Consider the following 26844-nt stretch of genomic DNA (forward strand, 5'->3'; position numbering starts at 1 on the left):
TTTTACCAGAACATTGTATCAATTTGAAAGGAAAAATATCCCAGGATACTTAAAGAGATAACATTATGGCAACAACACCAGAACACGATGCTCGAGTTGCAAAAATAGTATTTGCTTCTATATATCCTCATTATCTGAATAAAGTAGAAAAAAAAGGAAGAACAAAAGAAGAACTACATCAAGTAATAGAATGGTTAACGGGTTTTGATGAAAAAAAGCTAAAAGAATTAATCGATGAAAAGGCTACGATTGAAACATTTTTCGCAAAAGCAACCCTACATCCAAACGCTCACCTAATCAAAGGAGTCATCTGTGGCTATAGGATAGAGGAAATCGACACTCCTTTAACCAAACAAGCTAGGTATATGGATAAACTTATAGAAGAGTTAGCCAAAGGGAGAAAAATAGAAAAGATCCTTAGAACAGCGTAATCTTATTCTTTAATAATGTAATCAATAGGATCATAAACGTCTAAGTATTTATTAGTAATAAGATAATACCTACTCTAAAAATACTTCTATCTTAAGAAGATACTACTCCTCCACTCTTATGCACAAAGTCGAAAAATTCTCACCAGAACTGAACAAAGTATACTTTATAGAAAAGCATACCCTATTCCATATTTTATCAGGTAAAGGTAGCATTCAAGTTGATTTTAAGAATTACTTTGACTGGCAAGAAAAAGCAATCTTTTTAGAGAAAGGACAATACATCAAATTCTTATCCGATACATTTGAAGTTCGAAAAATCGAATTTTCTAATGATGAAAAATTTTATAATAATGATGTCAGGGTATTATTTAAACATCTTATATCCCTAGGGTATATCGACTTGATAGAATGTGATGAATGCAATAGTTTTTTATCCGAATCTGCTTTAGCGGATAACTCTTCAAACATTATTGATATATCCTCTAAACAATGGTATTGGCAGAATCCTTTTAAAGCTAATAAGGAGGAATATCAAATTATTTTTGATATAAAAGATGTAATAGACCTGGAATACGCAAATAATCTTACTGGAAAAGATTTAGTAGGTCTTATCAATGAAAGTGGTTATAATGCGCAAGCTTTGGTAAAAAATAAAGTAGGATTATCTATTAAGAACTTAATAAGTTCTAAACGATTGCAAGAAAGCCAGAAACAAATCGCTTTTACGGATAAAAATATTCAGGAGATTTCTTATGATCTGGGTTTTAAAGATGATGCCTATTTCAACAGAGTATTTAAAAAATCCACCGGACAAACTCCAAAACAATTTCGAGAAAATTTTGATTTTGAAAGACGGGATGTATTTACTCAGGATATTTTAGAACTTCTTCAAAAATATCATACTACCGAAAGATCATTAGAATTTTATGCTGATAAAATGAACCTTTCTATTAAGGCGCTTTCAAACAAAGTAAAATCCAAAATGAATATCACTATAGGTCAATTAATTCGATTAGAACTTGTGAGTACTGCTAAGTTCATGTTGCTCGAAGATGAATCTATTACCGCTGTTTCTCACACTTTAGGTTTTGAAGAACCTAACCACTTCACTCGATTCTTTAAACACTACTCAGGAATTACTCCTTCAGACTTTAAATCTAAAAAGTACAATTCGTAGTCCTTTTTTGGTAACATTTTTACTTGAAATCTGCTTCATCTTTGCAGTGTATTAATCATTTAAATAAACAAAAAGATGAATATTAAAGAACAAGTACAAAAAATGGATGCAATTGTATCAAAAGGTGCAATCGTAGAAGCAGTAAAAGAATTTTTCGCACCTGATGCTATCACTTCTGATTATGGCAACGGAGGAACAACAGGCAAACCAGCAATGATCGAAAAAATGGAAGGCTTTGCGGGATCAATTGCCAATGTTAACGGAATAGAACATCATTATACGATCGTGGATGGTAATGTATCTGCGTCTGAATTTACTTTTGATTTTGACATGAAAGACGGTAGTAAAATCTACTGGCATGAAATCATTCGAAGAGTTTGGAACAACGACGGAAAAGTAATTAGAGAAGAATACTTTAACGCTGCATAAGTAAAAACAAAAACATTAATATTTAAACAAAAAAATTATGAAACTTATCAAATTATCAATCATTTTAATCGCTTTTTTAGCAACTTCTATAGTAACTGCACAGGATAAAAAAGCTAACAATATAGACAATAGTAACATCGCTTTACAAGGATACAGTCCAGTTTCCTATTTGGACTTAGGATTAGCACAACGAGGGAATAAACAATTCAAATCTGAACATCAAAAGGTGGTTTATTATTTCACATCTGCTGACCAGAAAAAGCAATTCGATAAAAATCCTTCTAAATATTTACCAGCATATGGAGGGTTCTGCGCCTTTGGAACCTATGCAGGTGCTAAATTTAGAGTAGACCCTACAAAGTTTATTGTAAAAGATGGTAAGTACTTCTTGTTTCTCAACAATGTAGAGTTAGATGCTAAGCAACTATGGCTGGCAGAAAACAATCATAATAAACTGAAAAGTACGGCAGATAAAAATTGGACCAAATTAAGTAAAACACATAATTAAGGATTGGTTCCTTTTCATGAGAATAACGGTTTAGGTAGTTACTTAAACCGTTATTTGTTTTTGAGAATTAACTAAAAAGTAAAAACTATATTTATATGTTTACAATAGAAAATTAAAAAACATAATATAAACCTTTATAAAATGGAAAATCTTCTGGTTATAGCTATCTTCTTTATCGTAGGAGGTGTTTTCATTTATATCGGATATTATTTCCGAAATAAAAATATTAGAATTGAAAGTAATGGGGTTAAAACAAAAGCAACAATCATTGATTTTGTAGAAAAAAGAAGTAAAGATTCTGATGGATACACCAGTACAATGTACTATCCGATTGTGAAATTTTATGACACCAATGGAATAGAAAAAATCCAAGAACTTGATTATGGTACTAGTTTTAAAAGTTCTAAAAAAAATATGGATATTATCTATTTAAAAAAGAATGACACCTATGAAATAATCATTAATAATAAATTTTGGAAAACCTATTTTCCTATGATCTTTATTGGAATGGGCTATTTCTTTTGTATAATAACGTTGATTTTTTATTTATATCTTATACAGTAGTAATCGCTATTATATTCTAAAAGTTTTGATTACCGAAATAAAACATATACAGTTGATATAATAATTAAACAGCATCCGAAATACTTTGGTTTAAGTATAAGTAAAATACAGCTATGCATCTTGATACATCTAAAATATCATCATTTTTTGAAACGGAATATCCATTAAACAAACATGGATTAAGGGAACTATTGGATTTATTTAGTATCAAAAAAATAAAAAAGAACACACAAATTCTTACCGAACATAAAGAAGAAAGGCAACTTCGTTTTTTGAATAATGGTGTGATAAGAGAATACTATTCATCTAGTAACCGGGAAACGAACATTAATTTTTATACCAAACCACAATTTATTACCGATTTATCATCTTTTATTCATGATACTAAAACCAAAAAAAATCAAGAGACGTTGACTGATATTGAGTTATTGGTAATTGATAAAATTCCATTTAGACAACTGCTGCAAAAATACGAATGTGGAAAATCATTTATTGATCTGTCTTTTCAAAAACTACTAAAACAAAAAGAACTTTTTGAATATAATAGAATAACCAAATCATCGGAAGAACTGTATAATGAATTACTTATTTACAAACCAAATTGGTTACAAACCATTCCTCAATACCACATTGCTTCTTACTTAAACATTACTCCTGAAACATTAAGTAGAATCAGAAGACGAATTTCTTGATTCAAATCAATGAAATCAAATAATTAGCACTTTAATTTTATCTTTTTAAAATATGAAGTCATGAAAATACATCATCTCAGGAATGCTACAATGGTAATTGAGACTAAGGATAAAGTTATTTTAATAGACCCAATGTTGGGTAAAAGAGGAACCGCAGGACCGTCTTTTACGTTCTTTAGATATAAACCCAAACGAAATCCTATTCTAGATCTACCCGAGAACGCAATGGAAATAGTACATAAAACAACGCATTGTTTGCTAACACATTTACATCCTGATCACTTGGATAAAGCGGCAGAACAATTTTTAAAATCGAAAAACATCCCGATAATCTGCAGTGTTAAAGATGAAAAAATACTACTTAAACGTGGACTAAACGTCTCACAAGTTGTTAACTATTGGAAATCTTCAGACTTTTTAGGAGGAACTATAGAAGGAATTCCAGCCAGACATGGGTATGGATTCGTAGCAAAACCTATGGGAAATGTTATGGGTTTTTACATACAACTTCCGAATGAAAAAACAATCTATTTAAGTTCCGATACTATTTACACCCAAGCTGTTGATAAAGTACTTAAACAATACAAACCAGATATTAGTGTAGTAGCAAGTGGTAGAGCGCAATTGGATCTCTTTCGACCTTTATTAATGACTATGGAAGATATTGTCAAATTTGTAAAAAATGCTCCAGATAAAGTAATTGCTAACCATTTAGAAGCCGTTAACCATTGTCCAATTGCTAGAGAAGAACTAACTTCTGAATTATCAAAAAAAGGATTAATAGACAAGACATATATCCCGCAGGATGGAGAACTCATGGTGTTTTAGTAAACTTTGGTTATAAACAAAGTATCCATATTAAAAATACACTTTTTATCCTATCAATTTTATTGAAAAAAAATAAGCGCTGTATCCGATACAGCGCTTATTACTGATGTATAAAGCTACTATTTAGGCATTACAACATCACCAATCACATGAATCACTCCATTCGAAGCCATCACATCAGTTTTTACAATTGGACTATAGTTCCCGTTTTGATCTTTTAACCAAATCTTTCCGTCCTTTTTGATAACTTTTAAGGTAGCACCACTAAGTGTCTTTAACTCAGCTTTACCTCCGCCTCCTTTTAGTGCTTTTACCACAGCAGCAGCATCAATTTTTCCAGATACTACATGGTAAGTAAGAATAGAAGTTAATTTTCCCTTATTCTCAGGTTTTAATAAAGAATTAAGTGTTTTTGAATCAATTTTAGCAAATGCATCATTTGTTGGTGCAAATACTGTAAATGGTCCATCTCCTTTTAACGCTCCGACCAAATCTGCAGCTTTTACAGCAGTTACTAATGTCGAAAAGTCTTTGACTGATGCTGCAACATCCACAATATCTTTTTTTGATTGTGCAAATACAGATTGAGATACTACGAATAAGAATAATGTTGATGCAATAAAAATTAGTTTTTTCATGATTTTATTTTTTAATAATTAAACATTTTTAAACGCGTTTTTCATTATCATATACACAAGATTGTTTCGTTTGGATGAGTTTGGATGAGATTTTTTTTAAATTTGAAGAAGCCAATAATAAATGAAAGACGATTTAGAACTCATAAAAAAGTTACAGAATCAAGATACCCAAGCTTTGTCTAGGGTCTATGATCTCTATTCTGGAGCGATTTATGGTGTCATTTTACGAATGTGCAAAGACGAAGGTTTAGCACAGGATCTATTACAAGAAACTTTTATGAAAATTTGGCAAAAATCTAACACTTATGACCCTGAGAAAGGGAAGTTTTTTACCTGGTCCTATAAAATAGCAAGGAACATAACGTTAAATTCTTTAAGAAAAAAAGATGCTCTCCTCATCCAAACGGAAGATTTAAGTGTATATAAAGAGAGAAGTACTTCTGAAGCGGGAAAAGATATCACACAACTAGAAGGCTCCTTAAAGAAACTGGAACCTCATCATCAAAAAGCTTTAGAACTTGTATACTTTAATGGGCTTACACATAGAGAAGCTCATGAAGAGATGGAAGTGCCTTTGGGAACATTTAAATCGTATATCAAACAGGCATTGAAAAAACTTAGGGAATCTTATAAAGAGGAACTTGGAATCGTATGGATTATTATTGAAATGATGAGATGATGGATAGGAATACAATAAAAGATACAGGAGTACTAGAACAATATCTACTGGGAGAACTTTCTGAAAAAGATTCCAGAGAAGTAGCTCAAATACTGAAAGAAGATTCGGAATTACAAGCGTACTTCCGTAAAATGGAAGATGACATGGAACAAATGGCTTTTGAGAATGCCATCTCACCTCCTACTCATATCAAATCTAATCTTCTTAATGCCATAAAAACGAATGAAGAAACCGTAATTCCTCTTCAACAAAAGAAAAAAATCTCTTACCACTTTGCTATTGCTGCAAGCCTTGCAGCACTATTTCTATGTACTTCAGGGTGGTTATATAATCAGTGGAAAAATACGGAAGCTACTATTGTGACTTTGCAAAAAGAAACTACTAATCTACAAGACAGACTGGTAACCGTAGAAGATAATCTAAAGGAAACCGATAAATGGTATCGAGCGATTAACAATCCAAAAGTGGTCCAATTGGTACTTAAAGGAAATGAAAAATCTCCTACTTCTTCTGCCGTAGCATATGTAAATCATCAGAATAAAGAAGTAATTCTTAATCCACAAGGACTTTCTAAATTAGATAATAGCAAAACATATCAGATGTGGGCAGACGTGGATGGAGAAATGATTAATATGGGCGTAATCGCCCAAGATCAGGAAATGATCACCATGAAATATATTGAAAATGCAGCATCCTTAAATATTACTATCGAACCTGCTGGCGGAAATGACCATCCAACGGTGGAACAGCTAATTTCTAATGTGTACTTATAATTTAAATTTCTCTTTTTTAAATACATACCAACCATGAATCAAGCATTACAAACTATGATTAATAATATGCCTGAAAAAACAGGCAAATCATTGGACGAATGGAAGTCTATTCTAAAAGACAAATCATTTGCTAAACATGGAGAAGCAATGAAGTTTTTAAAACAAGAACACGGAGTAACTCATGGTTTTGCTAATACCATCGTAACTTTATCAAAGGAAGGAAATGAAACTACTGAAGATTTAGTAGCGAACCAATATAAAGGAAAGGAACAGTTAATTCCAATCTATGAGAAACTAGTTTCTGTAGTAGATTCCCTTGGTACAGATGTTACCAAAACTCCTAAAAAAACTAGCGTTAGCATTATCAGAAAAAGACAGTTTCTACTAATTAAACCAGCTACTAAAACAAGAATTGATTTAGGTTTCAAACTTAAAGAGAAATCAACTACAGATAGATTACTGGATTCTGGACCATTCGGAACTATGTGCACGCATCGAGTACAATTACAATCCGTAGAGCAAATAGACCAAGAGTTAATCAGTTGGATGCAAGAAGCTTATGAAGACTCTATTTAAAAATCCAAATCTTCTTTTATTTTTCTGAATCATTTCATTTTTCATATCTTAGAAAAGATAAAATGGCAGAATGAAACGTATTAATTGGAAATATGCTATCGGAGAAATCATCATTGTGATTATTGGAATCACTATTGCCTTTTCTTTAAACAATATAAAAGAAAACCGATCTAATGTAGATCTTAAAAAGCAATATTTAGATAATCTTGCAATTGATATTGAACGTGAAATAGCACTATTGGAAGAGAATGAAACAAAGTTCAATTCTAAAATTAAAACTACTTTACAGATACAAGCTTTTTTTAGAAATCCTGAGATAACGAAAAGAGATTCTATAAGCAGAAAGGTTTTTGTATTAGCAAGACTTATTAATTTTACTCCTCAAAATACTACTTACCGAACATTGGTCAATTCTGGTGATATGAAGTTGATTGATAATTTTGATTTGCGTAAAAGTATAGAAGAGCATTATTCATCACATAAAAACATCTTACAAGATTATCAAAGAATAGAAAAGATTAACGAAAAGTATTTAGCAGATTTTTTCATTCATAAGATGGATTATACCAAAATAAGAAGTGGTAATCTTGACTTTTTAGAAGATCCTTTGTTAAAAAATATTGTATCCAGTATGAATGGTGCCTACTACATTGTTTTAGAGAGTGGAAAAAAATGCTTAGAAAGTAACAAACGCCTTTTAGAAGAGATCAAAAAAGAGAGTACATAGATATAGTATGTCATATTATTAAGTCTTTATTTTCATGGTTTCTAACTAGCCAATCATACATATAGACTGGTAAATTAGTATCTTCGTCCAAGGCTAATCTTACTATAATTATGAATGCACAAAGTCTTAGCGATACGGCAGCTAAAATCTCTTCTTATATACATAGAACTCCAATATTAACTTCTAGACTTATAAATAATATTGCTGGAGCTGAAATTTATTTTAAGTGCGAAAATTTTCAGCGAATGGGAGCCTTTAAAATGCGAGGTGCTACACATGCTATTCTGCAACTCTCAGACGAACAAAAAGCAAAGGGTGTTGTTACGCATTCTTCTGGAAATTATGCGCAAGCTTTATCTCTTGCTGCCCAAAGCTTAGGTATTACCGCATATATTGTAATGCCTTCTAATGCTCCACAAGTTAAAAAGGATGCAGTTAGAGATTATGGAGGTCATATTATAGAATGTCCTCCTACACATAAAGATAGAGAAGAAACTGCTAAAAGGATACAACTCGAAAAAGGAGCTACATTTTTACACCCTTATAATGACCACAATGTAATATTAGGACAGGGAACTGCAGCGTTGGAGTTATTAGAAGACCATCCGGATCTCACTCACATCTTCGCGCCTGTTGGCGGTGGTGGACTCATCGCTGGGACTTCTTTAGCTGCTCATTACTTTGGTACTAATTGCACCGTAATTGGTGGAGAACCCTTTGAAGTAGACGATGCGTATCGTGCATTACAAAGTGGAACTTTAGAAATTAATGAAACCACTAATACCGCTGCAGATGGACTTAAAATGCCATTAGGAGACCTTACCTTCCCTATCATTCAGCAATATGTTTCTGAAATTATTCGTGTGGATGAAGAGGAAATTGTTAGTGCCATGCGTTTGATATGGGAACGAATGAAAATCATTATAGAACCTTCTTGTGCGGTTCCACTTGCCGCTTTATTAAGAGAAAAAGAACGCTTTCAAGATCAAAAAATAGGAATGATCTTATCTGGTGGTAACGTAGATTTAAGCAATCTCCCTTTCTAAAAAACACTTTTACTTTTTTTTAACATCATTTCAAAACACTAGTAATAAAAGGGCTTTAGCTTCATAACTCCTAATAAATTAGTTTTATTCCTAATAAATTAGTTGCTTAACTAATTTATTAGGAGTATGTTTGTATTATTAAATTAAGAAATCATGCAAAAGTTAGCCAAAAGAGAAGAACAGATCATGCAGAGTTTGTGGAAGCTGGAAAAAGCTTTTATCAAAGAAATCATAGAAGAATTACCAGATCCTAAGCCTCATTATAATACTACTGCTACAATTGTAAAGATTCTGGAAGAAAAGGGTTTTATTAGCCATAAAGCTTTTGGCAATAGTTTTCAATACTATCCATTGATCTCTAAAAATGATTACCAAAAAGATGTTTTAGGTGAGGTTGTAAATAATTACTTTGATAATTCACCTCTAGCCTTAGTTAAATTCTTTGCCAAAGAAGAAAAGATCAATACCGAAGAATTAGAAGAAATCATCAAACTCATCAAAAACAACAAGTAATGGCTTATATTATCTACAGTGCTGCTCTTATAGGTTTATCCTATATTATATATCGGTTATTTCTTTCTAAAGAAACCTTTTATCATCTAAATAGATGGGTTTTAGTTGGTTTAGTTCTTGTTTCTTTTTGTTTACCATTTATTTCTGTACCAGAAAACATTTCATTTAAGACTACAATTTTTCAGCCTTCGGCTGATTCCAAAATCCAACAAACAGCAATCTCAGAGAATAATAGTACTCCGATTGAAAATACAATACCATTCTCTGATTCGGCTCCTGTAACTTCAACTTCAGAAAGTATTACAGATACTATTGCTCCATCCATCATTGCTCTAGATTGGATATCAATTTTGCTTTACATCTATGTATTAGGGGTCATGGCGTTCGGAATAAATTTCTTAATACAACTTGCAGTACTCATCTTTAGAATGATAAAATATCCAAGTATCGAAGTGGATGCCTATAAAATTGTAGAAACAGATACTAATCATGCTCCCTACTCTTTTTGGAACAGAATATTTATAAACCCAAATCAATACGATCCAGACACCTATTTACAAATATTAAAACATGAGCAAATGCATATAGCTGGTGCTCATAGTTTGGATATGTTATTAGTAGAATTATTAGTTACAATACAATGGTTTAATCCATTTGCCTGGTTATACCGCAAGGCTATTGATAACAACCTGGAATATCTTACCGATGATGGCATGCTCAAGAAAGGTGAAGATAAAGAGATGTATCAAATGAATTTACTAAAAGTTTCAACCCCAGATATGCCAACAGGTTTGGCAACAAGTTACAATCAATCATTTCTCAAAAAACGAATAATTATGATGAATTCTAAAAAATCGACAGCAAAATCAGGATGGAAATACCTAATCATTATTCCATTACTGGCACTAACCGTATTATCTTTTAATCCGGTTCACATGAATCCAACAACAGCAGAAAACGATGCTTTCTATTCTGATGAATTAGAAACTCCATCTGAAGAACATTTCGAAGAATCAAAATTTAAGAACGATTATACCAGAGGATCTTGGGATGCTGAGCTTGGAGGAGGAAAATTATGTATTATGTATCGAAATGCAGAACCACTAAAAAGAAGTTACTGGTCAATTACTAGATGTTATGACCCTACATTCTTTGCAGGTTTTCCAGCTGGAAACAAACAAAATTTTGAAATTACCAGAGATGCAGGAACTATGTTATTTACAGGAGAATTTGAAAATGGGCTTGGAGATGGAAGATATACCTTCACTCCGAATACCAATTTCAGTAAAGCATTAAGAGATTATGGATTTTCGGCTGATAATGAAGAACTTGTTCATTGTTTCCTTACTGATTTTGATGAAACTTATTTAGCATATTTAAAACAAGAAAATCTTTCTTTAGATCAGGATGATTTTGAAGACATTATCCATAAAGGGCTTTCTCTTGATAAACTAAAGATGTACCGCAAAGGATTAGCCAACCTTGGCTACAATGACTATACTATGAATGAAGTGAGTAAGTTAAACCTTTTTGATGTTGATCTCGCGTATATAAAATTCATAAACAAAGTAAACGGTCAACAGACATCATTAAAGAAAATTACTAAGGCTAAAATCCACAACCTATCACCAGAGTTTATTAAGTCCTACTCAGATAATGGATATAAAAAGATGTCTTTAGAAGATTATATGAAATTAAAGATTCATAATGTATCTCCAGATTTTATTGCTGACTTCAAAAAAGAAGGTTATACTGATATTTCTGCAAAACAAGCACAAAACCTTAAGATCCATAACGTAACACCAGAATATGTTCAGGCGTACAAAAATGCTGGTTTCAAAAACATTACTTTAAAAGAAGCTCAGAACCTTAAAATACATAATGTTACTCCTGCTTTTATACAAAGTTTCCAAAAAATGGGGTATCCAAATATTACTTTAAAAGAAGCTAAGAATTTAAAGATTCATAATGTAACTCCAAGTTTAGTTGAATCTTATAAAAAAGCTGGACAAAAGAATATTTCTTTGAAAGAAGCAGTGAAGTTGAAAATTCATAATGTGACGCCACAATTAACAACCGCTGCACAGCAATATAGCCAATCGAGTTCAACAAATAGCTCTGGTAAAGGATATCAAAAGAGTCAGCAGACGACTCCAAATGATTTTATCAAACAGTTTAAAGCACTTGGTTACGATGATGTATCTGTAGATGATATTATCTCTTTAAAAATTCATAATGTGACTCCAGAGTTTATTAAAAGATATAATGATGCAGGGTATAAAAATATTCCTTTAGATGAAGTAGTTGGATTAAAGATTCATAATGTAACTCCAGAGTTTATTAACACCTTTAAAAAAGCAGGTTACAAGAATATATCTTTGGATGATGCCAAATCTCTTAAGATTCATAATGTATCTTCAGATTACGCTTCAGAATACGCAAAAATGGGATATAATAATCTTTCTATAGATGATCTTATGTCTCTTAAAATACATAACGTATCACCACAATTTATCAAAGACTTTAAAAAAACAAGATTCGGTAATCTTCCTTTAGATGATATTATATCTTTTAAAATTCATAATGTTACTCCTGAGTTTGTAAAGCCGTTTGAAGACCTTGGATATAGCAATATTTCTGCTGATCAAGCGAGAAGTCTAAAAATCCATGGAGTAACTCCGGAGTTTGTAAAATCTTTAAAAGATCAGGATAATGATATTTCATTAGAGCAAGCAATCCGTATTAAGATTCATTTTTAAGTGATCAATATTTCAAACTAGCCAATCACATATACATTCATCAATCATTGAAAATGCTGTTAATTATTTCAATTAACAGCATTTTTCGTTTTTATCATCTCTTTGTAAATAATGAAATAGTCCTTTATTTATGAATATGTAAGCCTATCTGCCTATGTATCCTAAGAGAATGATCCTTTTCTCTACGCCAGTAAGAAATACCAGTTCCGGTACTATTCCCAGAATATCCTGGAACAGACCAATCCACATAAAATCCACCATATTTAATATAACCATCCTCTACGATATCATAAGCATAAGTCATCACCTCTAGCGAGTCGATCGTTGCAGGATACTTGTAGTATCCCTTATAATGTTCTACCAAAACAGACTTTCCGGATTTTATGGTATCCGCAAATGGTAAATACATGGCATCATCTGTATAAGAATCTGCAGTTCTTTCTGGAATTCTAGCTCTTACATTACTTTTTCCCAAAGCACTATAGGCAGCCAATTCTCTTGGTATTTTAATTGGATCAAGGGATGTAGTACTAGCTTCGGGGACCAAGAATTTGTCCGGATCGTCCATACGTTTCAAATATCCAAAAGCTTCTGCTCTTAACTTTAATTTTCCTTCGCCATTATACTTCCACACATTCAAATACTTTCCCTCTACTTTTTCTGCATCCTCAAACACTTTAGTAAACAATCCTATTTCAATGATTCTACTAGAAAACTCTAAAACATCTAACGTTTTTCGGTTGTATTCCTTTATATTCATTCTATCAAATATAGTATCGTAATAAATTTTGATGTTTGCTTCACTTACAATCAAAGGGTTATAATCTGTCATTAATAAAGACTCAGAATCATATAGTTCTTGTATGATCTCAAAAGAATTTGTTTTTCCAGCTTTTACAATCATCTGATTATATTTGGCTAACATATTTTCAACAGTTACTGGTTTTTCTATCTCTATAGTATTTTTATTTTCCTTGTTTTCACAGGCGATTAGTGTTGTTATACTAAATATGAGTACAATATATCTTTTCATTACTACTTATTTTTATGAGTATTCTTATGGATATTTACAGATAACCATACTTCCCTTTTAATTTTATCTATGAAGTCATATTGAATATCACTTTCCAAATTTTTAACGAATTGTCTTTCATTCTTCTAAAGACAAACATATTTTTAGTACTAAAAGCATTATGTTTTTCTTTGTTTGTAGGGTAAAAAGTTCCCGTTACTCTTCCATGCATCACTACCACCTCAGCATACGAATGCATCTCTGTTATTTCATGTTTCATATCTGCAAAACCATACTCCCTTTCTTTTTCTATATGAGCCACAAGTGTGGGTTTATCAGAAATCAATGGATGATTTGGAGCCATGTGGATCAAATCATCAACCCATACCATCATTTTATCTTCCGTGGAAATACTATGATCATCCAAAATTTTTAAAATTTCCTGTACTGATTTTTGATCTTCTTCTAGAGAAAACTCGGGAGTTTTATCCAAACATGTACACTGTAAAAAAGATATTGAAATAACTAACCATATAAGAATCCGTCTTATCATCATGCTTTGTTAGATTTAATATTAAAACGATAAATGTTTATTTAAAAAAGGTAAAACTCTAGTCGCTATGCGACCATCATCGCCCCAATATTTATTCCACGGATCGCCTACAAACTCGTCACCCTGATGATCAACATTAAGATCCATCAATTTTTTACTAAATCTTCGATTAGAAATCACATGAGCTTGTGTCTGATCAAATCTTGCCCAATCAAAAGCAATCGCTTTAAGACTTCGAAGATTTTCTGCGTAATCATCTAATCGTTCATCTAAGTGAAACTCTTTTTGTTCTTTTCTTACATTATTTGGATGCAGTTTTAGTTGTCCATTCTCATCTTTTTCGAACAAAAAATCACAATACAAAGGAGCACGATTGATGTTTGGAAGAAACGCCTGACATACACTAGTGAAAATTTTGGTTCTTATATCTTCTCCTACTTCTTCAAATGAATTAGCCTGATGTATTTTTTCCCAATCTACACCCAAAGAAACTCTGGGAAGGTATCCAGAACCAGTAGCCACAGGATGCAAAGCATATACAACAGTAAACATTTCGGGATATTCCATAGCAACTTTAAGCGCTCCTCTGCCTCCCATAAAATGTCCAATCACAGCTCTACTATTTTTATCAGAAATAGTTCTATACTTTTGATCTATGAAAGGAACTAGTTCTTTGCTAATGAAGTCTAACCACAAACCACTAGTTTCCGAGTTCTCATACAGACTTCCTACTGTTGGAGAACTGAAGTCTGCTACCACGAAAACAAACTCCTTCGATGCGCTAGACATGATACTTTTATCGATAATTTCTGGAGTTTTTTGATCAGAAACTACACGGTTTATATTTTCAAAAAGGCTATGTAAATAATAAACTACTGGATATGTTTTTTTTGATGATGAATAACCCGGTGGAAGGTAAATTTTGATTTTTCTTGTAGCGTTTAATCCAATTTTATTCTTTTTTAAAACCTTTGATGGTATAACGTCTTCTACTATGTTTCCCTTCATCTTGTATTGTGCAGAAGAATCATTCATCACAAAAATCATCAGAAAAGGAAGTAAAGCTAGCTTGAAATATTGCATAAGAGAATGATTTTCAAATTAATAGTTGTAATCGTAAGTAGATATTTGCCTTACTATTTTTAGTGTTCCATTTGGTGCTCTTCGCCATATTTTTATTCCTTTACCCGTACTAATTCCAGAATATTCATTATTTCTCCAGTTTGCGATATGACTTGCATAGTTCACCACATATTCTCCAAGATCATTGATATAATTATTCCTTATATCTAGTTTTTCGAAAATTGGAAGCTCCGCTACATGATCTTTTATAAATTGATCTAAAGCGTTTTTATCTTTAAAAACTGGTTTATAGCTAAACAATGCAATCGCGTCTTTTGCATATAATTGTTTCCATAAGGTATGATCCCGATGCGCTATAAACTCTTCTGTAAAATGGTTAATAGAAGCTATTTCAAATCGGATATTATCATTAATCGGCAAATGTCCTTGATAAGCAAGTACTGTTCCCGGAACATCGTTAAACTTTAGCTGTTCGGTAAGATCTGTATGATGATTATAATTCCATATTTCAGAAATCAAAGTAATATCTGTTTGCCCTTTTTTCCATATATCCATATACTTTCCATTTAATTCCACTACTTGAGTTTCATTTTTTAATCGAACCTTCATCTTAAATTCGCCCAGTACACAGAGTTGCGATCCTAAATCCAAGGTTTCGAAATTTTCTCTTTCATATGCCAGAATATCAAATCGATCGAAGAAAGCTTTGTGATATAAGAATGCATTCTCTTTTCCGAGTAGTGTTTTTTGAAATGCTGGCATTAAATACATTTCTTTATCATAATGTTTCACGATGATTTCTGCATTAGATGATTGCATTCCCTGATTGTAGTCTCTAATAAACTCACTAAGCTGTTTTTCTATACTTACTTCATCTATTAGAGTAGTATTAGCCCGTATTTCTTGAGAACAAATAGTAGTTAAAAACAAGAAACTTAAGCATGTTTGGACAAGTCTCATAATGATTTTGTTTTGTGATTTATGCTAAAATATCCTGAATACTAAATTGTTAACACACAAAATTGATCAAACGAACTGAAGTATTGATGTTCGACGAATTTTAGGAGTCTGTAAAAAAGGATATTAAAAAAAGACGAGTTTTTCTGCGTTCGTCAATAATTTAACGCTGTTGATCAATAAATCAATTAAGAACAGTAGGGTTAGCAACTATTTTCTTATTTTAATGAGTTGTAAGTAATACATGTATGTCCGTTATATCCTTGGATACCTTTAAGAACTCTAAAATTCTGAACGTTTTATATCGTTATAAAGCGTACCATCTTTTATTTTGGTTTGTATATCATTATATATGGTGGGCTATTGGAATAGGAAGTGCAAAAGAAGCTGCATATAATATTTTCTTTCCACCATATAATGTAAAATTTCTGTTCTATTTTGTTTTCCAGGCAGCAGCAGTATATTTCAATTTATATTACCTCATTCCTAAATTCCTAGAGAAAAGAAAATATCTTACCTATCTTCTTTTTTTCGGTGCAACGATATTGGTTACTGTATTTATTCTTACTTCTGGTTATTATGTAACAGCATACGTGGCAAATTCAACTGTTGCGGAGCTATTTGACAATCAAAGTTTTTCAAAACTTCTAAGGTCTGGACCTATATCCTCTACACTGGCTAGTATGACCTTAGCAATGAGTATAAAGCTTACCAAAAATTGGATTAAATCTCAACAGCAACAGCAATTGTTAGAAAAGGAAAAAATTGAAACAGAACTTAAATTTCTAAAATCTCAATTTAATCCTCACTTCTTATTTAATACCATCAACTCTATCTTTGTTTTGATCCATAAAAACCCTGACATGGCTTCTGAATCCTTAGCCAATTTTTCTGATCTCATGAGATATCAACTCTATGAGTGCAATGAATCTAAGATCCCATTAGAAAAGGAAATTAATTACTTAAAAAATTTTATTAACCTCGGAAAATTAAGACTAGACAATACAGTTAAAGTTACGACTACTATTAAAGATCAAGCATATGGTAATATCTCAATTGCTCCGTTTATTCTAATGCCTTTTGTAGAAAATGCTTTTAAACATGTTTCTCTTGGAGAAGATCAAAAAAACTGGATTGAAATTGAGCTTCATTGTTATGAGGAGAAAATACTCTTTAAAATAAAAAACAGCATTAATAATTATGATAATTATAACGCTGAAGATCTTATGAAAAATAGTGGAATTGGTTTAAAAAATGTTAGAAGACGATTGGATTTAGTATACAAAAATCAATATCATCTTGATATTCAAAAAACCAATAATATATTTACGATAGAGCTTCAATTATTGTTACAATCGCTCTCTATATCTTCGGAACCGATAATCAATCCAATTACCTCATTACAATCTTAAAAAAATAAAGTATGGTTTTAAAATGTATTGTAATTGATGACGAACCTTTAGCAAGAGAGTGTATTTCGAATTATATAGCAGAAGTAGATTTTTTAGTATTACATGGTAGCTGTTCGAATCCATTAGAAATGACTAAAATTAAGAATGCTCATGAAGCAGATCTCTTATTTCTGGATATTCAAATGCCAAGAATGAATGGAATCGAATTTCTGAAATCCATGAAGTCAAAACCGATGGTCATCATTACGACAGCATTTCCGAATTACGCTTTAGAAGGCTTTGATTTAGACGTAATGGATTACCTATTAAAACCAATTACTTTTACTCGTTTTTTTAAAGCAGTTTGTAAGGTAAAGGAGCAATATCTCTTACTCCATAACAAAACTGAAACTATATCTGCTAGTGATACTACAACATCAGATTATGTTTTTATAAAATGTGACAACAGTTATAAAAAGTTATATTTTGATGATATTCTCTTTATAAAATCCATGCAAAACTACGTGGCATTTCATACAGCTGATGGAAAAAAATATCTCTCTCTAATTCCTCTAAAGGAAGTTGCCAAGCAATTAGATGCTGATATTTTTCTGCAGGTTCATAAATCTTATATCGTTTGTATCCATAAAATTGATTCTATAGAAGCGGAGGGGATTACTATTGCATCTAATCATATTCCATTAGGCAGAAATTATAGATCTAAAATAATGGAAAAGATCGTACACAATAAAATTCTCAAAAAATAGTATCCAAAAAAAGGCTGCTAGCACATACGCTCACTAGCAGCCTTTAATTAACACTAATATTGAATATTAGATTCTAAAAAACTAAATTCTTGGTAAATCTCCATCTCCTTTTAATGGTAGATTAGAGCTTCCCATTAAATATGTATCTACATGATATGCTGCTTGTCTTCCTTCGGCAATAGCCCATACAATTAGAGACTGACCTCTTCTTGTATCTCCAGCTGCAAAAACTCCTTTTACATTGGTAGCATAATTATCTTCTGAAGCCTGGATATTTGTTCTAGCATCCATATCAACACCTAACTGTTCTGCGATAGTAGGTTCTGAACCAGTAAATCCAAGCGCTAGTAATGCTAGCTCACACTTCCATTCTTTTTCGGTATTTGGAACTTCTTTTAGTGTAAAACGTCCATTTTCTTTGATCCATTCTACCTCAGATGTTATTAATCCTTTCAGATTTCCATTTTCATCTCCTAAAAATTCCTTTGTAGATATACTCCAGTTACGCTCTACTCCTTCTTCATGAGAAGAACTTGTACGCAATCTCATTGGCCAAAACGGCCAAGGCTGATTCGCGGGTCTAGCTGTAGTACCTTTGCCCATGATTTCAAAATTAGTTACAGAAGTAGCTCCATGACGTACAGAAGTTCCTATACAATCAGATCCTGTATCTCCACCACCGATAACGATAACATCTTTTCCTGTCGCTAAAATTTCTTCTCCTAAATCCTTAATACCATCGACTCTACGGTTGTTTTGTGGTAAAAAGTCCATTGCTTGCACAACACCTTTTAGATCAGAACCTTTTACCGGTAAATTTCTTCGAACCGTTGCTCCTGTACATAATACAACTGCATCAAAATCTTCTTTTAATGCATCCGCCTTTACATCTTTTCCGATAAAGGTATTTGTCTTAAAAATAATTCCTTCTTCTTCTAACACTTCAATTCGACGATCGATTACATTTTTTTCCATCTTAAAATCCGGAATTCCATATCGAAGTAACCCTCCTACCTTCTCATCTCTCTCAAAAACAGTCACCAAATGACCCGCACGGTTTAATTGTTGTGCTGTTGCTAATCCGGCAGGACCTGATCCAATAACCGCTACTGTTTTACCTGTTCTTTCTTTGGGAGGATTAGCTTTAATCCATCCATTTTTAAAAGCTTCCTCAACAATATTTTTTTCAATATTTTCTATGGTTACGGGATCTTCGTTAATCCCTAAAACACAAGCTTCTTCGCAAGGTGCTGGACATAATCTCCCTGTAAACTCAGGAAAATTATTTGTGGAGTGTAAAATGCGTGTTGCTTTCTCCCATTTCCCACGATATACCGCATCATTAAAATCAGGTATTAGATTTCCTAATGGGCATCCGCTATGGCAAAATGGAATTCCGCAATCCATACATCTTGCTCCTTGGTCTTTAAGTTTACTTTCCGTCATAGGAACGGTAAACTCTTTATATCCTTTTATACGATCTTTAACAGGTTCATACTGTTCCGTCTCTCTTTCAAATTCTAAAAATCCAGTTGTCTTTCCCATGTCTATTATCGTTTATGCTTGTGCTAATTTTTCTTCTTCTAATCGTTTTAATGCTTGCTTATATTCTTCTGGGAATATTTTAATGAACTTTGGTAATTCACTTTCCCAGTTTTCAAGAATTCTCTGAGCTAATGGACTTAACGTGGCATTATAATGTGACTCTATTAAATCTTTTAACTCTTTAACATCCTCAGGAATCACTACAGGATCTAGGTTTAAAGCCTCTTTATTGCAATGTGCTTCAAATGTTTTCTTGTCATCATAGATATATGCAATTCCACCAGACATTCCAGCTCCGAAGTTTCTACCAACCTCTCCAAGAATCACTGCAACACCACCAGTCATATATTCACATCCATGATCTCCAATACCTTCCACTACTGCTTTGGCTCCAGAATTACGAACACAGAATCGCTCACCTGCTTTACCATTGATATACACTTCTCCATCTGTAGCTCCATATAAAGTTACATTACCCGTAATCACATTATGTTCAGGAATTAATGTCGCTTCGTCTGGTACTTTAATAATTAATTTAGCTCCAGATAATCCTTTACCTAAATAATCATTAGTATTACCATTAACCACCATGGTAAGACCTTTGGTAGCAAATGCTCCGAAGCTTTGTCCTGCTGCTCCAGTAAAGTTTAATTTCAATGTGCTATCTGGAAGACCTTGCGCTCCATATATCTTAGAAATCTCATTACTTAGAATCGCTCCTACTGCTCTATCTGTATTAGTAATATCAAAATCCAAGGTGGTTTTTTCTTTTCTAAATAGTGCCTGGTGAGCCTGCTCGATAATTTCAAAATCTATGGATCTTCCTAAACCATGATCTTGCATTTCAGAATTGTAAATACCAACACCTTCTGGCGCTTCTACCTGATGCAAAATTGGAGAAAGATCTACTCCTGCTGTTTTGTAATGCTCAATTGCTTTTTTACGATCTAATTTATGTACTTGTCCTACCATTTCATCGATAGTTCTAAAACCAAGTTTCGCCATGATTTCTCTTAGCTCTTGAGCCACGAAATACATATAATTTACTACATGCTCAGGTTTTCCTTTGAATTTCTTACGCAATTCAGGATTCTGAGTAGCAATTCCAACTGGACAGGTATTCAAGTGACAAACTCTCATCATTATACAACCAGAAGCTACTAACGGCGCTGTTGCAAATCCAAATTCTTCCGCGCCTAATAAACAAGCAACCGCTACATCTCTTCCTGTTTTTAACTGACCATCACATTCTAATACAATACGACTTCTTAGGTTATTCCCTACCAAAGTCTGCTGCGCTTCTGCGATTCCCAGCTCCCAAGGTAAACCAGCGTGTTTTAGAGAAGTTAATGGCGATGCTCCTGTTCCTCCATCGAATCCTGATATAAGAATTACGTCCGCTTTTGCTTTAGCCACACCTGCAGCAACAGTACCGACTCCTACTTCTGATACTAATTTCACATTAATTCGTGCATCTCTATTCGCAGATTTTAGGTCATATATTAACTGTGATAAATCTTCTATAGAATAGATGTCGTGATGCGGTGGTGGCGAAATCAATCCTACGTACGGTGTAGAATTACGAGTTTTGGCAATCTCAGGATTTACTTTAGGTCCTGGTAATTGTCCTCCTTCTCCTGGTTTTGCTCCCTGAGCCATTTTTATTTGAATCTCAGCAGCATTGGTAAGATAGTTAGACGAAACTCCAAATCTACCCGAAGCAACTTGCTTAATAGCACTGTTCTTCCAATCTCCATTTACATCTTTATAAAAACGTAATGGATTTTCTCCTCCTTCTCCCGAATTACTCTTTCCTCCAATACGATTCATTGCCACCGCTAGGTTCTCATGAGCTTCTTTACTAATCGATCCGTATGACATCGCTCCTGTTTTGAAACGTTTTACGATTTCTGTCCACGGTTCTACCTCATCCAAAGGAATAGGATCGTAATTAGAGAATTCTAATAATCCTCTAATCGTCATAAGATCTTTGGATTGCTCATTGATTAACGCAGCATATTCTTTATAGGTCTTAGGGTCATTGTCTCTTACCGATTTTTGCAATTTAGCAACAGACAATGGATTAAACTGGTGTTTCTCTCCATTACGTCTCCATCTATACTGCCCTCCTATTTCAAGATCTAAAGAAGCATCTACTTCTCTTTCGATATATGCTCTTTTATGACGTTTCGCTATTTCTTTTTCTATTTCGTATAATCCAATTCCTTGTATACGGGTAGCAGTATTTGGGAAATACTTATCTACCACTTGGGTATTGATTCCAATACATTCAAATAACTGAGAACTACGGTAAGAATTCAATGTAGAAATACCTATTTTGTTCATTACCTTTAATACTCCTTTCCCAACAGCTTTATTGTAATTATTTATAGCTGCTTCTGCTTCTAAAGCGGTAATATTATTATCTTCAATTTGCTCTTTGATAATCTCATTTACCATATAAGGATTAATAGCACTTGCGCCATATCCAAATAGTAGCGCAAAATGGTGCACTTCTCTTGGTTCTGCTGATTCTATAATGATACTAACCTGAGAACGTTTTCCTAATTTTTGTAATCCGCTATTCACAAAAGAACAAGCTAACAATGCTGGTATTGGCGCTCTATGTTTACTGATATTTCTATCAGAAAGAATGATTATATTACTTCCGTCATCGATTGCTTCAGAAACTTTATCTAACATGGTATCTAAAGCATCTTCTAACCCATTAAGTCCACGATTAATGTTGTATAACATGGATACAGAAGTAGCTTTAAAACCTTTATCTGTATACGTTTTAATTTTATCAAGATCCTCTTTAGATATAACCGGATTCTGAATTTTTAATTTATTACAGTGCTTTTCATTAATATCAAAAATATTATGATCTGCCCCTAAGGTAAGACTGATATCAGTGATTAATTCTTCACGAATTCCATCTAATGGAGGATTCGTTACCTGTGCAAACAATTGCTTGAAATAATTGTAAATCAGTTGAGACCTTTGTGAAAGCACCGCAATTGGGGTATCTGATCCCATAGAACCTATAGGTTCCTTTGCTAACTGACTCATAGGTACGATAATCGTATCGATATCTTCTTGAGTATATCCAAATACTTCTTTTCGTTTAGCAATTGTTTCTTCTCCTAAGAATAAAGGACAATCATTATAAGGTATATCTTTTAAATGCACTAAACTGCTATCAATCCACTTTCTATACGGATGTTTGGCTGCTATTTCTTCCTTAATTTCCTCGTCATTTACAATTCGCCCTTCATCCATATTTACCAAGAACATTTTTCCCGGTTCTAGGCGACCATGAAATTCTATATTTTCTGGTGCAATATCAACAACTCCCGTCTCAGAAGACATGATTACATATCCATTCTTGGTTACGGTATATCTAGAGGGTCTTAATCCATTTCTATCCAGTACAGCTCCTATGTAATTCCCATCTGTAAAAGGTATAGAAGCTGGACCATCCCAAGGTTCCATCGCACAAGAATTGTATTCATAAAAAGCCTTCTTCGCTTCTGACATTTCTGGATTCTTTTCCCAAGCTTCAGGTACCATCATCATCATTACCTCTGGTAAAGATCTACCTGTCATTAATAATAGCTCCACAACCATGTCCATAGATGCAGAATCGGATTTACCTTTTAATACTACTGGTAAAACCTTTTTGATATCATCTCCAAACCAATCACTAGCTAATAATTCTTCTCTAGATCGCATTCTGGTTACATTACCTCTAAGTGTATTGATTTCGCCATTATGACACATATAGCGGAAAGGTTGTGCTAAATCCCAAGTAGGAAATGTATTGGTAGAAAAACGTTGATGCACCAAAGCAAGCCTTGTTACTACTTTTGGATCCATCAGATCCGTATAATACAATTTTATATCCTCTGGCATTAAAAGACCTTTAAAAATTAAAGTCTTTGTAGACAAACTTGGTAGGTAAAAGAATTTATTCTCGGATAACTTAGAACTATAAATTTCGTGTTCTGTTATTTTTCTAGCCGTGAATAATTTAAGGTTGAAATCGAAATAACTTTGATCCTTAGAATTCTTACCAATAAATATTTGTTTGATAAATGGCTCTGTAGTAGCAGCTATTTCTCCTAAATGTACCGTGTCCACAGGAACATCTCTCCATCCTAATAATACCAACCCTTGATTTTCGATATTTCTTTCGAAAGTATCTATACAATATTGTCTCTGGTTTTCTTTTTTGGGTAAGAACACATTACTTACAGCATATTCTCCTGCTTCGGGTAAATCAAACTCACAATTTTCTAAAAAGAAATCATGTGGTATATCTATTAGTATTCCTGCTCCATCTCCTGTTTTTCCATCTGAGCTTACCGCTCCACGATGTTCTAATTTTTCCAGAATTTCTAGTGCTTTATGTATAATGTCATTAGACTTTTTACCTTCTAAGCTACAGATAAATCCAGCACCACACGCGTCGTGTTCGAATTCTGGCAGATACATTCCTTGTTTCTTCATGTTATTTCCGATCTAAATAGTGTTTCAAGTTGTTGAAATTAACAAAACCTTAAGGAAGGGAAAAGAAAAACCGCGTATGGAACATCGTTTTTTTGAGCTCGATAAAAAAAGGACTATTTAACTAATATAATCCTAAAATAAAGACTTGAAATTACGAATTTAATAACGCGATTTTCTTCAAAAAACCTTTATTAATCGTAGGTATTACAGCATTTTAGGCTAAAAAAAATAAATGAAAACGTTTTCGTAAAAAAACATCAATCTTTCACTGCGAAATCCTCAGTTATTTCTTGAAAAAATACATACCCCTAATTTTTTAGGGGGTAAATATTTTAAAATGATAAAAATAACATGAATACCCTTATAAATTTTGAGGCTAAAAAGTAATTCACATATTTTTGACAGAGATTTAACATTAATTTTAACTTTTTAGTCTTTATGAAGAAAATAGAAGCAATCATCAGAAGATCAAAATATCGTGTGGTTAAAGAAGCACTTCACGAAAAAGGCATTACGTTCTTTTCTTATTGGGATGTAACGGGTGTAGGTAATGAGAAAAAAGGGAGTGTATACCGTGGTATCTCTTACAGTACTACTGATATCCAAAGACGTTATTTATCGATCGTTGTAAACGATGACTTCGAAGAAGTAGCTATTGCTGCTATTTTAGAAGCTGCTAAAACAGGTGAAGTTGGTGATGGAAAAATATTTGTTTCCGATATAAAAGAAGCCTATAGAATTCGTACATCAGAAAAAGGGGGGATTACCTTATCATAATCTTAATACAACAAAGATCAACTAAAACTAAATTTTATGAGTTATATACAACAACCAGACGTACAAGAAGCAGTAAAAGCGGCCGTGGAAGGAATCAACGGGGACATGGGTGCTTTATGGATCACGCTTTCTGCGATCCTAGTTTTCTTTATGCAGGCAGGATTTACCTTGGTAGAAGTAGGTTTTACCAGAAGTAAAAATGCTGTAAATATCGTTATGAAAAATATTATGGACCTTTCTATCGGTTCTATAATGTTCTGGGCAATCGGTTATGCAATTATGTATGGAGACAAAGTAATTGCTGGTGGTTTTTTCAGATGGAGTTCTGCAGATCAAGGATATGCATTTTTTCATGCTGACGATTGGTATAATCTATTTTTCCAAACGGTATTCTGCGCAACTGCTGCAACTATTGTTTCGGGAGCAATCGCTGGACGTACTAAATTTTCAACGTATTTAATATTTTCTTTTGTGCTTACAGCAATCATTTATCCAATTTCGGGTAGCTGGTATTGGCCTTTTGACGACAGTGCTTGGTTAAACACATTAGAGAAAAGTATGGGACTTCCAAACTTTGTTGACTTTGCAGGATCTTCTGTAGTGCATGCTGTTGGTGGTGGTGCTGCATTAGTAGCTGCAAAATTGGTTGGACCACGTATCGGTAAATATGAAAACGGAAAAGTAAATGTAATTCCTGGACACAATATGTTATTTGGTGCACTTGGGGTTCTTATCCTTTGGTTAGGATGGTTCGGATTTAACGGTGGATCACAATTAGCATGGGGTGGTGATGATACTATTGCTGCTGGTAGTGTTCTTATTAATACAAATATAGCCGCTGCCGTTGGTGCTGTTGCTGCTTTGTTCCTTACTTGGATCAAATATGGAAAACCAGATGTTTCAATGACATTAAATGGAGCATTAGCAGGATTAGTTGGTATTACAGCAGGATGTGGTGCAGTAAGTCAATTCGGTGCACTGTGGATCGGTTTAATATGTGGTATCGCTGTTGTGTTCTCTATCGAATTACTTGATAAAGTACTTAAGATAGATGATCCAGTGGGAGCAATTTCAGTTCATGGAACTTGTGGTTTCTTAGGAACTGTATTGATCGGTTTATTTGCAAAAGAAGGTGGTTTATTCTACGGTGGTGGAGCTGGACTTTTAGCAAGTCAAACTATCGGTACATTAGCATACATAGGATGGGCTGTAGTAACAAGTTTTATCGTATTAATTATATTGAAGAAAACGATTGGACTTCGTGTTTCTGAAAAAGAAGAAATTGATGGATTAGATGTTCACGAACACGGTGTAAGTGTTTACGGAAGTGATAGCTAAATAGTTAGCAAAACATTAAAAGTAATAAAAGGAGTGTTGTATTTACAGCACTCCTTTTTGTTTAGTTTATTTTATAATCTCCATCGATAATGGATATGAAGGTTCTTCTCCATTGCTTGCTTTTATAGCATTGATAATTGGAAATACGACACATAGAATTCCTATTAATATCAAACCAAGTATTCCTAGTCCAAATAGTAATATTAATGGAATACACACAATCGCATAGATAAACATACTTATTTGAAAATTCATAATGGATTTTCCATGATTATCCATTGCCAATACCTGCTCTCTTTGGGTTAACCAAAGTATTAAAGGAACTATAAACCCTCCAAATCCAGTTACTAAGTCTAATAACTGTGATAAATGGGTAATTACTAATAATGATTTGTCTTGTCGCATGATTATTTATGTTTTTCGGTTGATGATAGTTTTGATTGCTAGTAAATAATCCTCGGGGCAAGCCCCGAGGCATTAGATTAGAATAGATCTAACTGATCTGTTTTATGTAACACTTCATATTCTTTTTCCTTGCCTTGATTTTTTACATATTGAGCAATGATTTT

The 26844-nt window shown here is 33.1% G+C and carries 26 protein-coding genes; 18 read left to right on the plus strand and 8 right to left on the minus strand.

The features are described 5' to 3' along the window. Nucleotides 1–65 precede the first annotated feature (65 nt). The 7 genes from ACWNT5_RS23395 to ACWNT5_RS23425 all read left to right on the plus strand — a co-directional run bounded on the left by ACWNT5_RS23395 (nucleotide 66) and on the right by ACWNT5_RS23425 (nucleotide 4629). On the plus strand, nucleotides 66–431 hold the full coding sequence (locus ACWNT5_RS23395) for a DUF2200 domain-containing protein (RefSeq protein WP_299607304.1): 366 nt from the start codon (nucleotides 66–68) through the stop codon (nucleotides 429–431). 118 nt (nucleotides 432–549) lie between these two features. Next, entirely contained in the window at nucleotides 550–1608 is a 1059-nt protein-coding gene (locus ACWNT5_RS23400) for a helix-turn-helix domain-containing protein (RefSeq protein ID WP_456518744.1), read from the plus strand. 75 nt (nucleotides 1609–1683) lie between these two features. Further along, nucleotides 1684–2037, plus strand: coding sequence for a hypothetical protein (locus ACWNT5_RS23405; protein ID WP_456518745.1), 354 nt, complete (start codon nucleotides 1684–1686; stop codon nucleotides 2035–2037). 37 nt (nucleotides 2038–2074) lie between these two features. Beyond that, nucleotides 2075–2545, plus strand: a complete 471-nt coding sequence (locus ACWNT5_RS23410; protein WP_456518746.1) for a YHS domain-containing (seleno)protein — start codon at nucleotides 2075–2077, stop codon at nucleotides 2543–2545. A 141-nt stretch (nucleotides 2546–2686) separates the two neighbouring features. Then, nucleotides 2687–3109, plus strand: a complete 423-nt coding sequence (locus ACWNT5_RS23415) for a DUF3592 domain-containing protein (RefSeq protein WP_299607310.1) — start codon at nucleotides 2687–2689, stop codon at nucleotides 3107–3109. A 113-nt stretch (nucleotides 3110–3222) separates the two neighbouring features. Further along, nucleotides 3223–3801: a Crp/Fnr family transcriptional regulator gene (locus ACWNT5_RS23420; RefSeq protein ID WP_343913760.1), complete on the plus strand. Its 579-nt coding sequence runs from the start codon at nucleotides 3223–3225 to the stop codon at nucleotides 3799–3801. A 60-nt stretch (nucleotides 3802–3861) separates the two neighbouring features. Further along, nucleotides 3862–4629 carry an MBL fold metallo-hydrolase gene (locus ACWNT5_RS23425; RefSeq protein ID WP_456518747.1) on the plus strand — a complete coding sequence of 256 codons (768 nt, stop codon included), beginning with the start codon at nucleotides 3862–3864 and terminating at the stop codon, nucleotides 4627–4629. Nucleotides 4630–4748: 119 nt separating this feature from the next. Here the strand turns inward: ACWNT5_RS23425 and ACWNT5_RS23430 are convergent, their stop codons facing one another. Then, nucleotides 4749–5267 (minus strand): fasciclin domain-containing protein, encoded by a 519-nt coding sequence (locus tag ACWNT5_RS23430; protein ID WP_299607313.1) that lies wholly within the window; start codon nucleotides 5265–5267, stop codon nucleotides 4749–4751. Between the two features lie 121 nt (nucleotides 5268–5388). Between ACWNT5_RS23430 and ACWNT5_RS23435 the strand changes: the two genes are divergently transcribed. From ACWNT5_RS23435 to ACWNT5_RS23465, 7 genes are all read left to right on the plus strand, one after another. Then, nucleotides 5389–5946 (plus strand): RNA polymerase sigma factor, encoded by a 558-nt coding sequence (locus ACWNT5_RS23435; RefSeq protein ID WP_456518748.1) that lies wholly within the window; start codon nucleotides 5389–5391, stop codon nucleotides 5944–5946. Next, on the plus strand, nucleotides 5946–6719 hold the full coding sequence (locus ACWNT5_RS23440) for an anti-sigma factor (protein ID WP_456518749.1): 774 nt from the start codon (nucleotides 5946–5948) through the stop codon (nucleotides 6717–6719). Before ACWNT5_RS23435 ends, ACWNT5_RS23440 begins: the two co-directional genes overlap by 1 nt. A gap of 33 nt (nucleotides 6720–6752) precedes the next feature. Then, nucleotides 6753–7295, plus strand: coding sequence for a DUF5655 domain-containing protein (locus ACWNT5_RS23445; protein ID WP_456518750.1), 543 nt, complete (start codon nucleotides 6753–6755; stop codon nucleotides 7293–7295). Between the two features lie 70 nt (nucleotides 7296–7365). Then, on the plus strand, nucleotides 7366–8022 hold the full coding sequence (locus tag ACWNT5_RS23450) for a hypothetical protein (protein WP_456518751.1): 657 nt from the start codon (nucleotides 7366–7368) through the stop codon (nucleotides 8020–8022). Nucleotides 8023–8132: 110 nt separating this feature from the next. Beyond that, nucleotides 8133–9068, plus strand: coding sequence for a threonine ammonia-lyase (locus tag ACWNT5_RS23455; RefSeq protein WP_456518752.1), 936 nt, complete (start codon nucleotides 8133–8135; stop codon nucleotides 9066–9068). Nucleotides 9069–9221: 153 nt separating this feature from the next. Continuing rightward, nucleotides 9222–9581 carry a BlaI/MecI/CopY family transcriptional regulator gene (locus ACWNT5_RS23460; protein WP_280936580.1) on the plus strand — a complete coding sequence of 120 codons (360 nt, stop codon included), beginning with the start codon at nucleotides 9222–9224 and terminating at the stop codon, nucleotides 9579–9581. Next, nucleotides 9581–12340, plus strand: coding sequence for a M56 family metallopeptidase (locus ACWNT5_RS23465; RefSeq protein WP_456518753.1), 2760 nt, complete (start codon nucleotides 9581–9583; stop codon nucleotides 12338–12340). Before ACWNT5_RS23460 ends, ACWNT5_RS23465 begins: the two co-directional genes overlap by 1 nt. A 124-nt stretch (nucleotides 12341–12464) precedes the next feature. Here ACWNT5_RS23465 and ACWNT5_RS23470 read toward each other — a convergent pair whose 3' ends face one another. The 4 genes from ACWNT5_RS23470 to ACWNT5_RS23485 all read right to left on the minus strand — a co-directional run bounded on the left by ACWNT5_RS23470 (nucleotide 12465) and on the right by ACWNT5_RS23485 (nucleotide 15948). Further along, entirely contained in the window at nucleotides 12465–13373 is a 909-nt protein-coding gene (locus tag ACWNT5_RS23470; protein ID WP_299607322.1) for a hypothetical protein, read from the minus strand. 67 nt (nucleotides 13374–13440) lie between these two features. Then, nucleotides 13441–13845 carry a nuclear transport factor 2 family protein gene (locus tag ACWNT5_RS23475; protein WP_299607323.1) on the minus strand — a complete coding sequence of 135 codons (405 nt, stop codon included), beginning with the start codon at nucleotides 13843–13845 and terminating at the stop codon, nucleotides 13441–13443. Nucleotides 13846–13926: 81 nt separating this feature from the next. Next, the gene (locus ACWNT5_RS23480) at nucleotides 13927–14988 is read right to left on the minus strand and encodes an alpha/beta hydrolase (protein WP_299607325.1); all 1062 of its coding nucleotides are present in this window, start codon (nucleotides 14986–14988) and stop codon (nucleotides 13927–13929) included. 18 nt (nucleotides 14989–15006) lie between these two features. Further along, complete coding sequence (locus ACWNT5_RS23485; RefSeq protein ID WP_456518754.1) at nucleotides 15007–15948, minus strand: hypothetical protein; 942 nt, start codon at nucleotides 15946–15948, stop codon at nucleotides 15007–15009. 245 nt (nucleotides 15949–16193) lie between these two features. On the opposite strand from ACWNT5_RS23485, the gene ACWNT5_RS23490 reads away from it, so the two are divergent. Next, nucleotides 16194–17357, plus strand: coding sequence for a sensor histidine kinase (locus ACWNT5_RS23490; RefSeq protein WP_456518755.1), 1164 nt, complete (start codon nucleotides 16194–16196; stop codon nucleotides 17355–17357). 11 nt (nucleotides 17358–17368) lie between these two features. Further along, nucleotides 17369–18103 carry a LytR/AlgR family response regulator transcription factor gene (locus ACWNT5_RS23495; RefSeq protein WP_456518756.1) on the plus strand — a complete coding sequence of 245 codons (735 nt, stop codon included), beginning with the start codon at nucleotides 17369–17371 and terminating at the stop codon, nucleotides 18101–18103. Nucleotides 18104–18184: 81 nt separating this feature from the next. On the opposite strand, the gene ACWNT5_RS23500 is transcribed toward ACWNT5_RS23495, so the two are convergent. Beyond that, nucleotides 18185–19648 (minus strand): glutamate synthase subunit beta, encoded by a 1464-nt coding sequence (locus ACWNT5_RS23500; RefSeq protein ID WP_299607333.1) that lies wholly within the window; start codon nucleotides 19646–19648, stop codon nucleotides 18185–18187. Between the two features lie 12 nt (nucleotides 19649–19660). After that, nucleotides 19661–24160, minus strand: a complete 4500-nt coding sequence (gene gltB, locus ACWNT5_RS23505; protein WP_456518757.1) for a glutamate synthase large subunit — start codon at nucleotides 24158–24160, stop codon at nucleotides 19661–19663. Between the two features lie 438 nt (nucleotides 24161–24598). On the opposite strand from gltB, the gene ACWNT5_RS23510 reads away from it, so the two are divergent. Both ACWNT5_RS23510 and ACWNT5_RS23515 read left to right on the plus strand, forming a co-directional pair. After that, a complete protein-coding gene (locus ACWNT5_RS23510) occupies nucleotides 24599–24937 on the plus strand; it encodes a P-II family nitrogen regulator (protein ID WP_219010207.1) in 339 nt (112 codons plus the stop codon). Between the two features lie 36 nt (nucleotides 24938–24973). Next, nucleotides 24974–26275 carry an ammonium transporter gene (locus tag ACWNT5_RS23515; RefSeq protein WP_299901894.1) on the plus strand — a complete coding sequence of 434 codons (1302 nt, stop codon included), beginning with the start codon at nucleotides 24974–24976 and terminating at the stop codon, nucleotides 26273–26275. 66 nt (nucleotides 26276–26341) lie between these two features. Here ACWNT5_RS23515 and ACWNT5_RS23520 read toward each other — a convergent pair whose 3' ends face one another. After that, nucleotides 26342–26680 (minus strand): DUF4870 domain-containing protein, encoded by a 339-nt coding sequence (locus ACWNT5_RS23520; RefSeq protein ID WP_299901891.1) that lies wholly within the window; start codon nucleotides 26678–26680, stop codon nucleotides 26342–26344. Nucleotides 26681–26844: the final 164 nt, after the last annotated feature.

Source organism: Aquimarina sp. 433, from assembly GCF_054054605.1.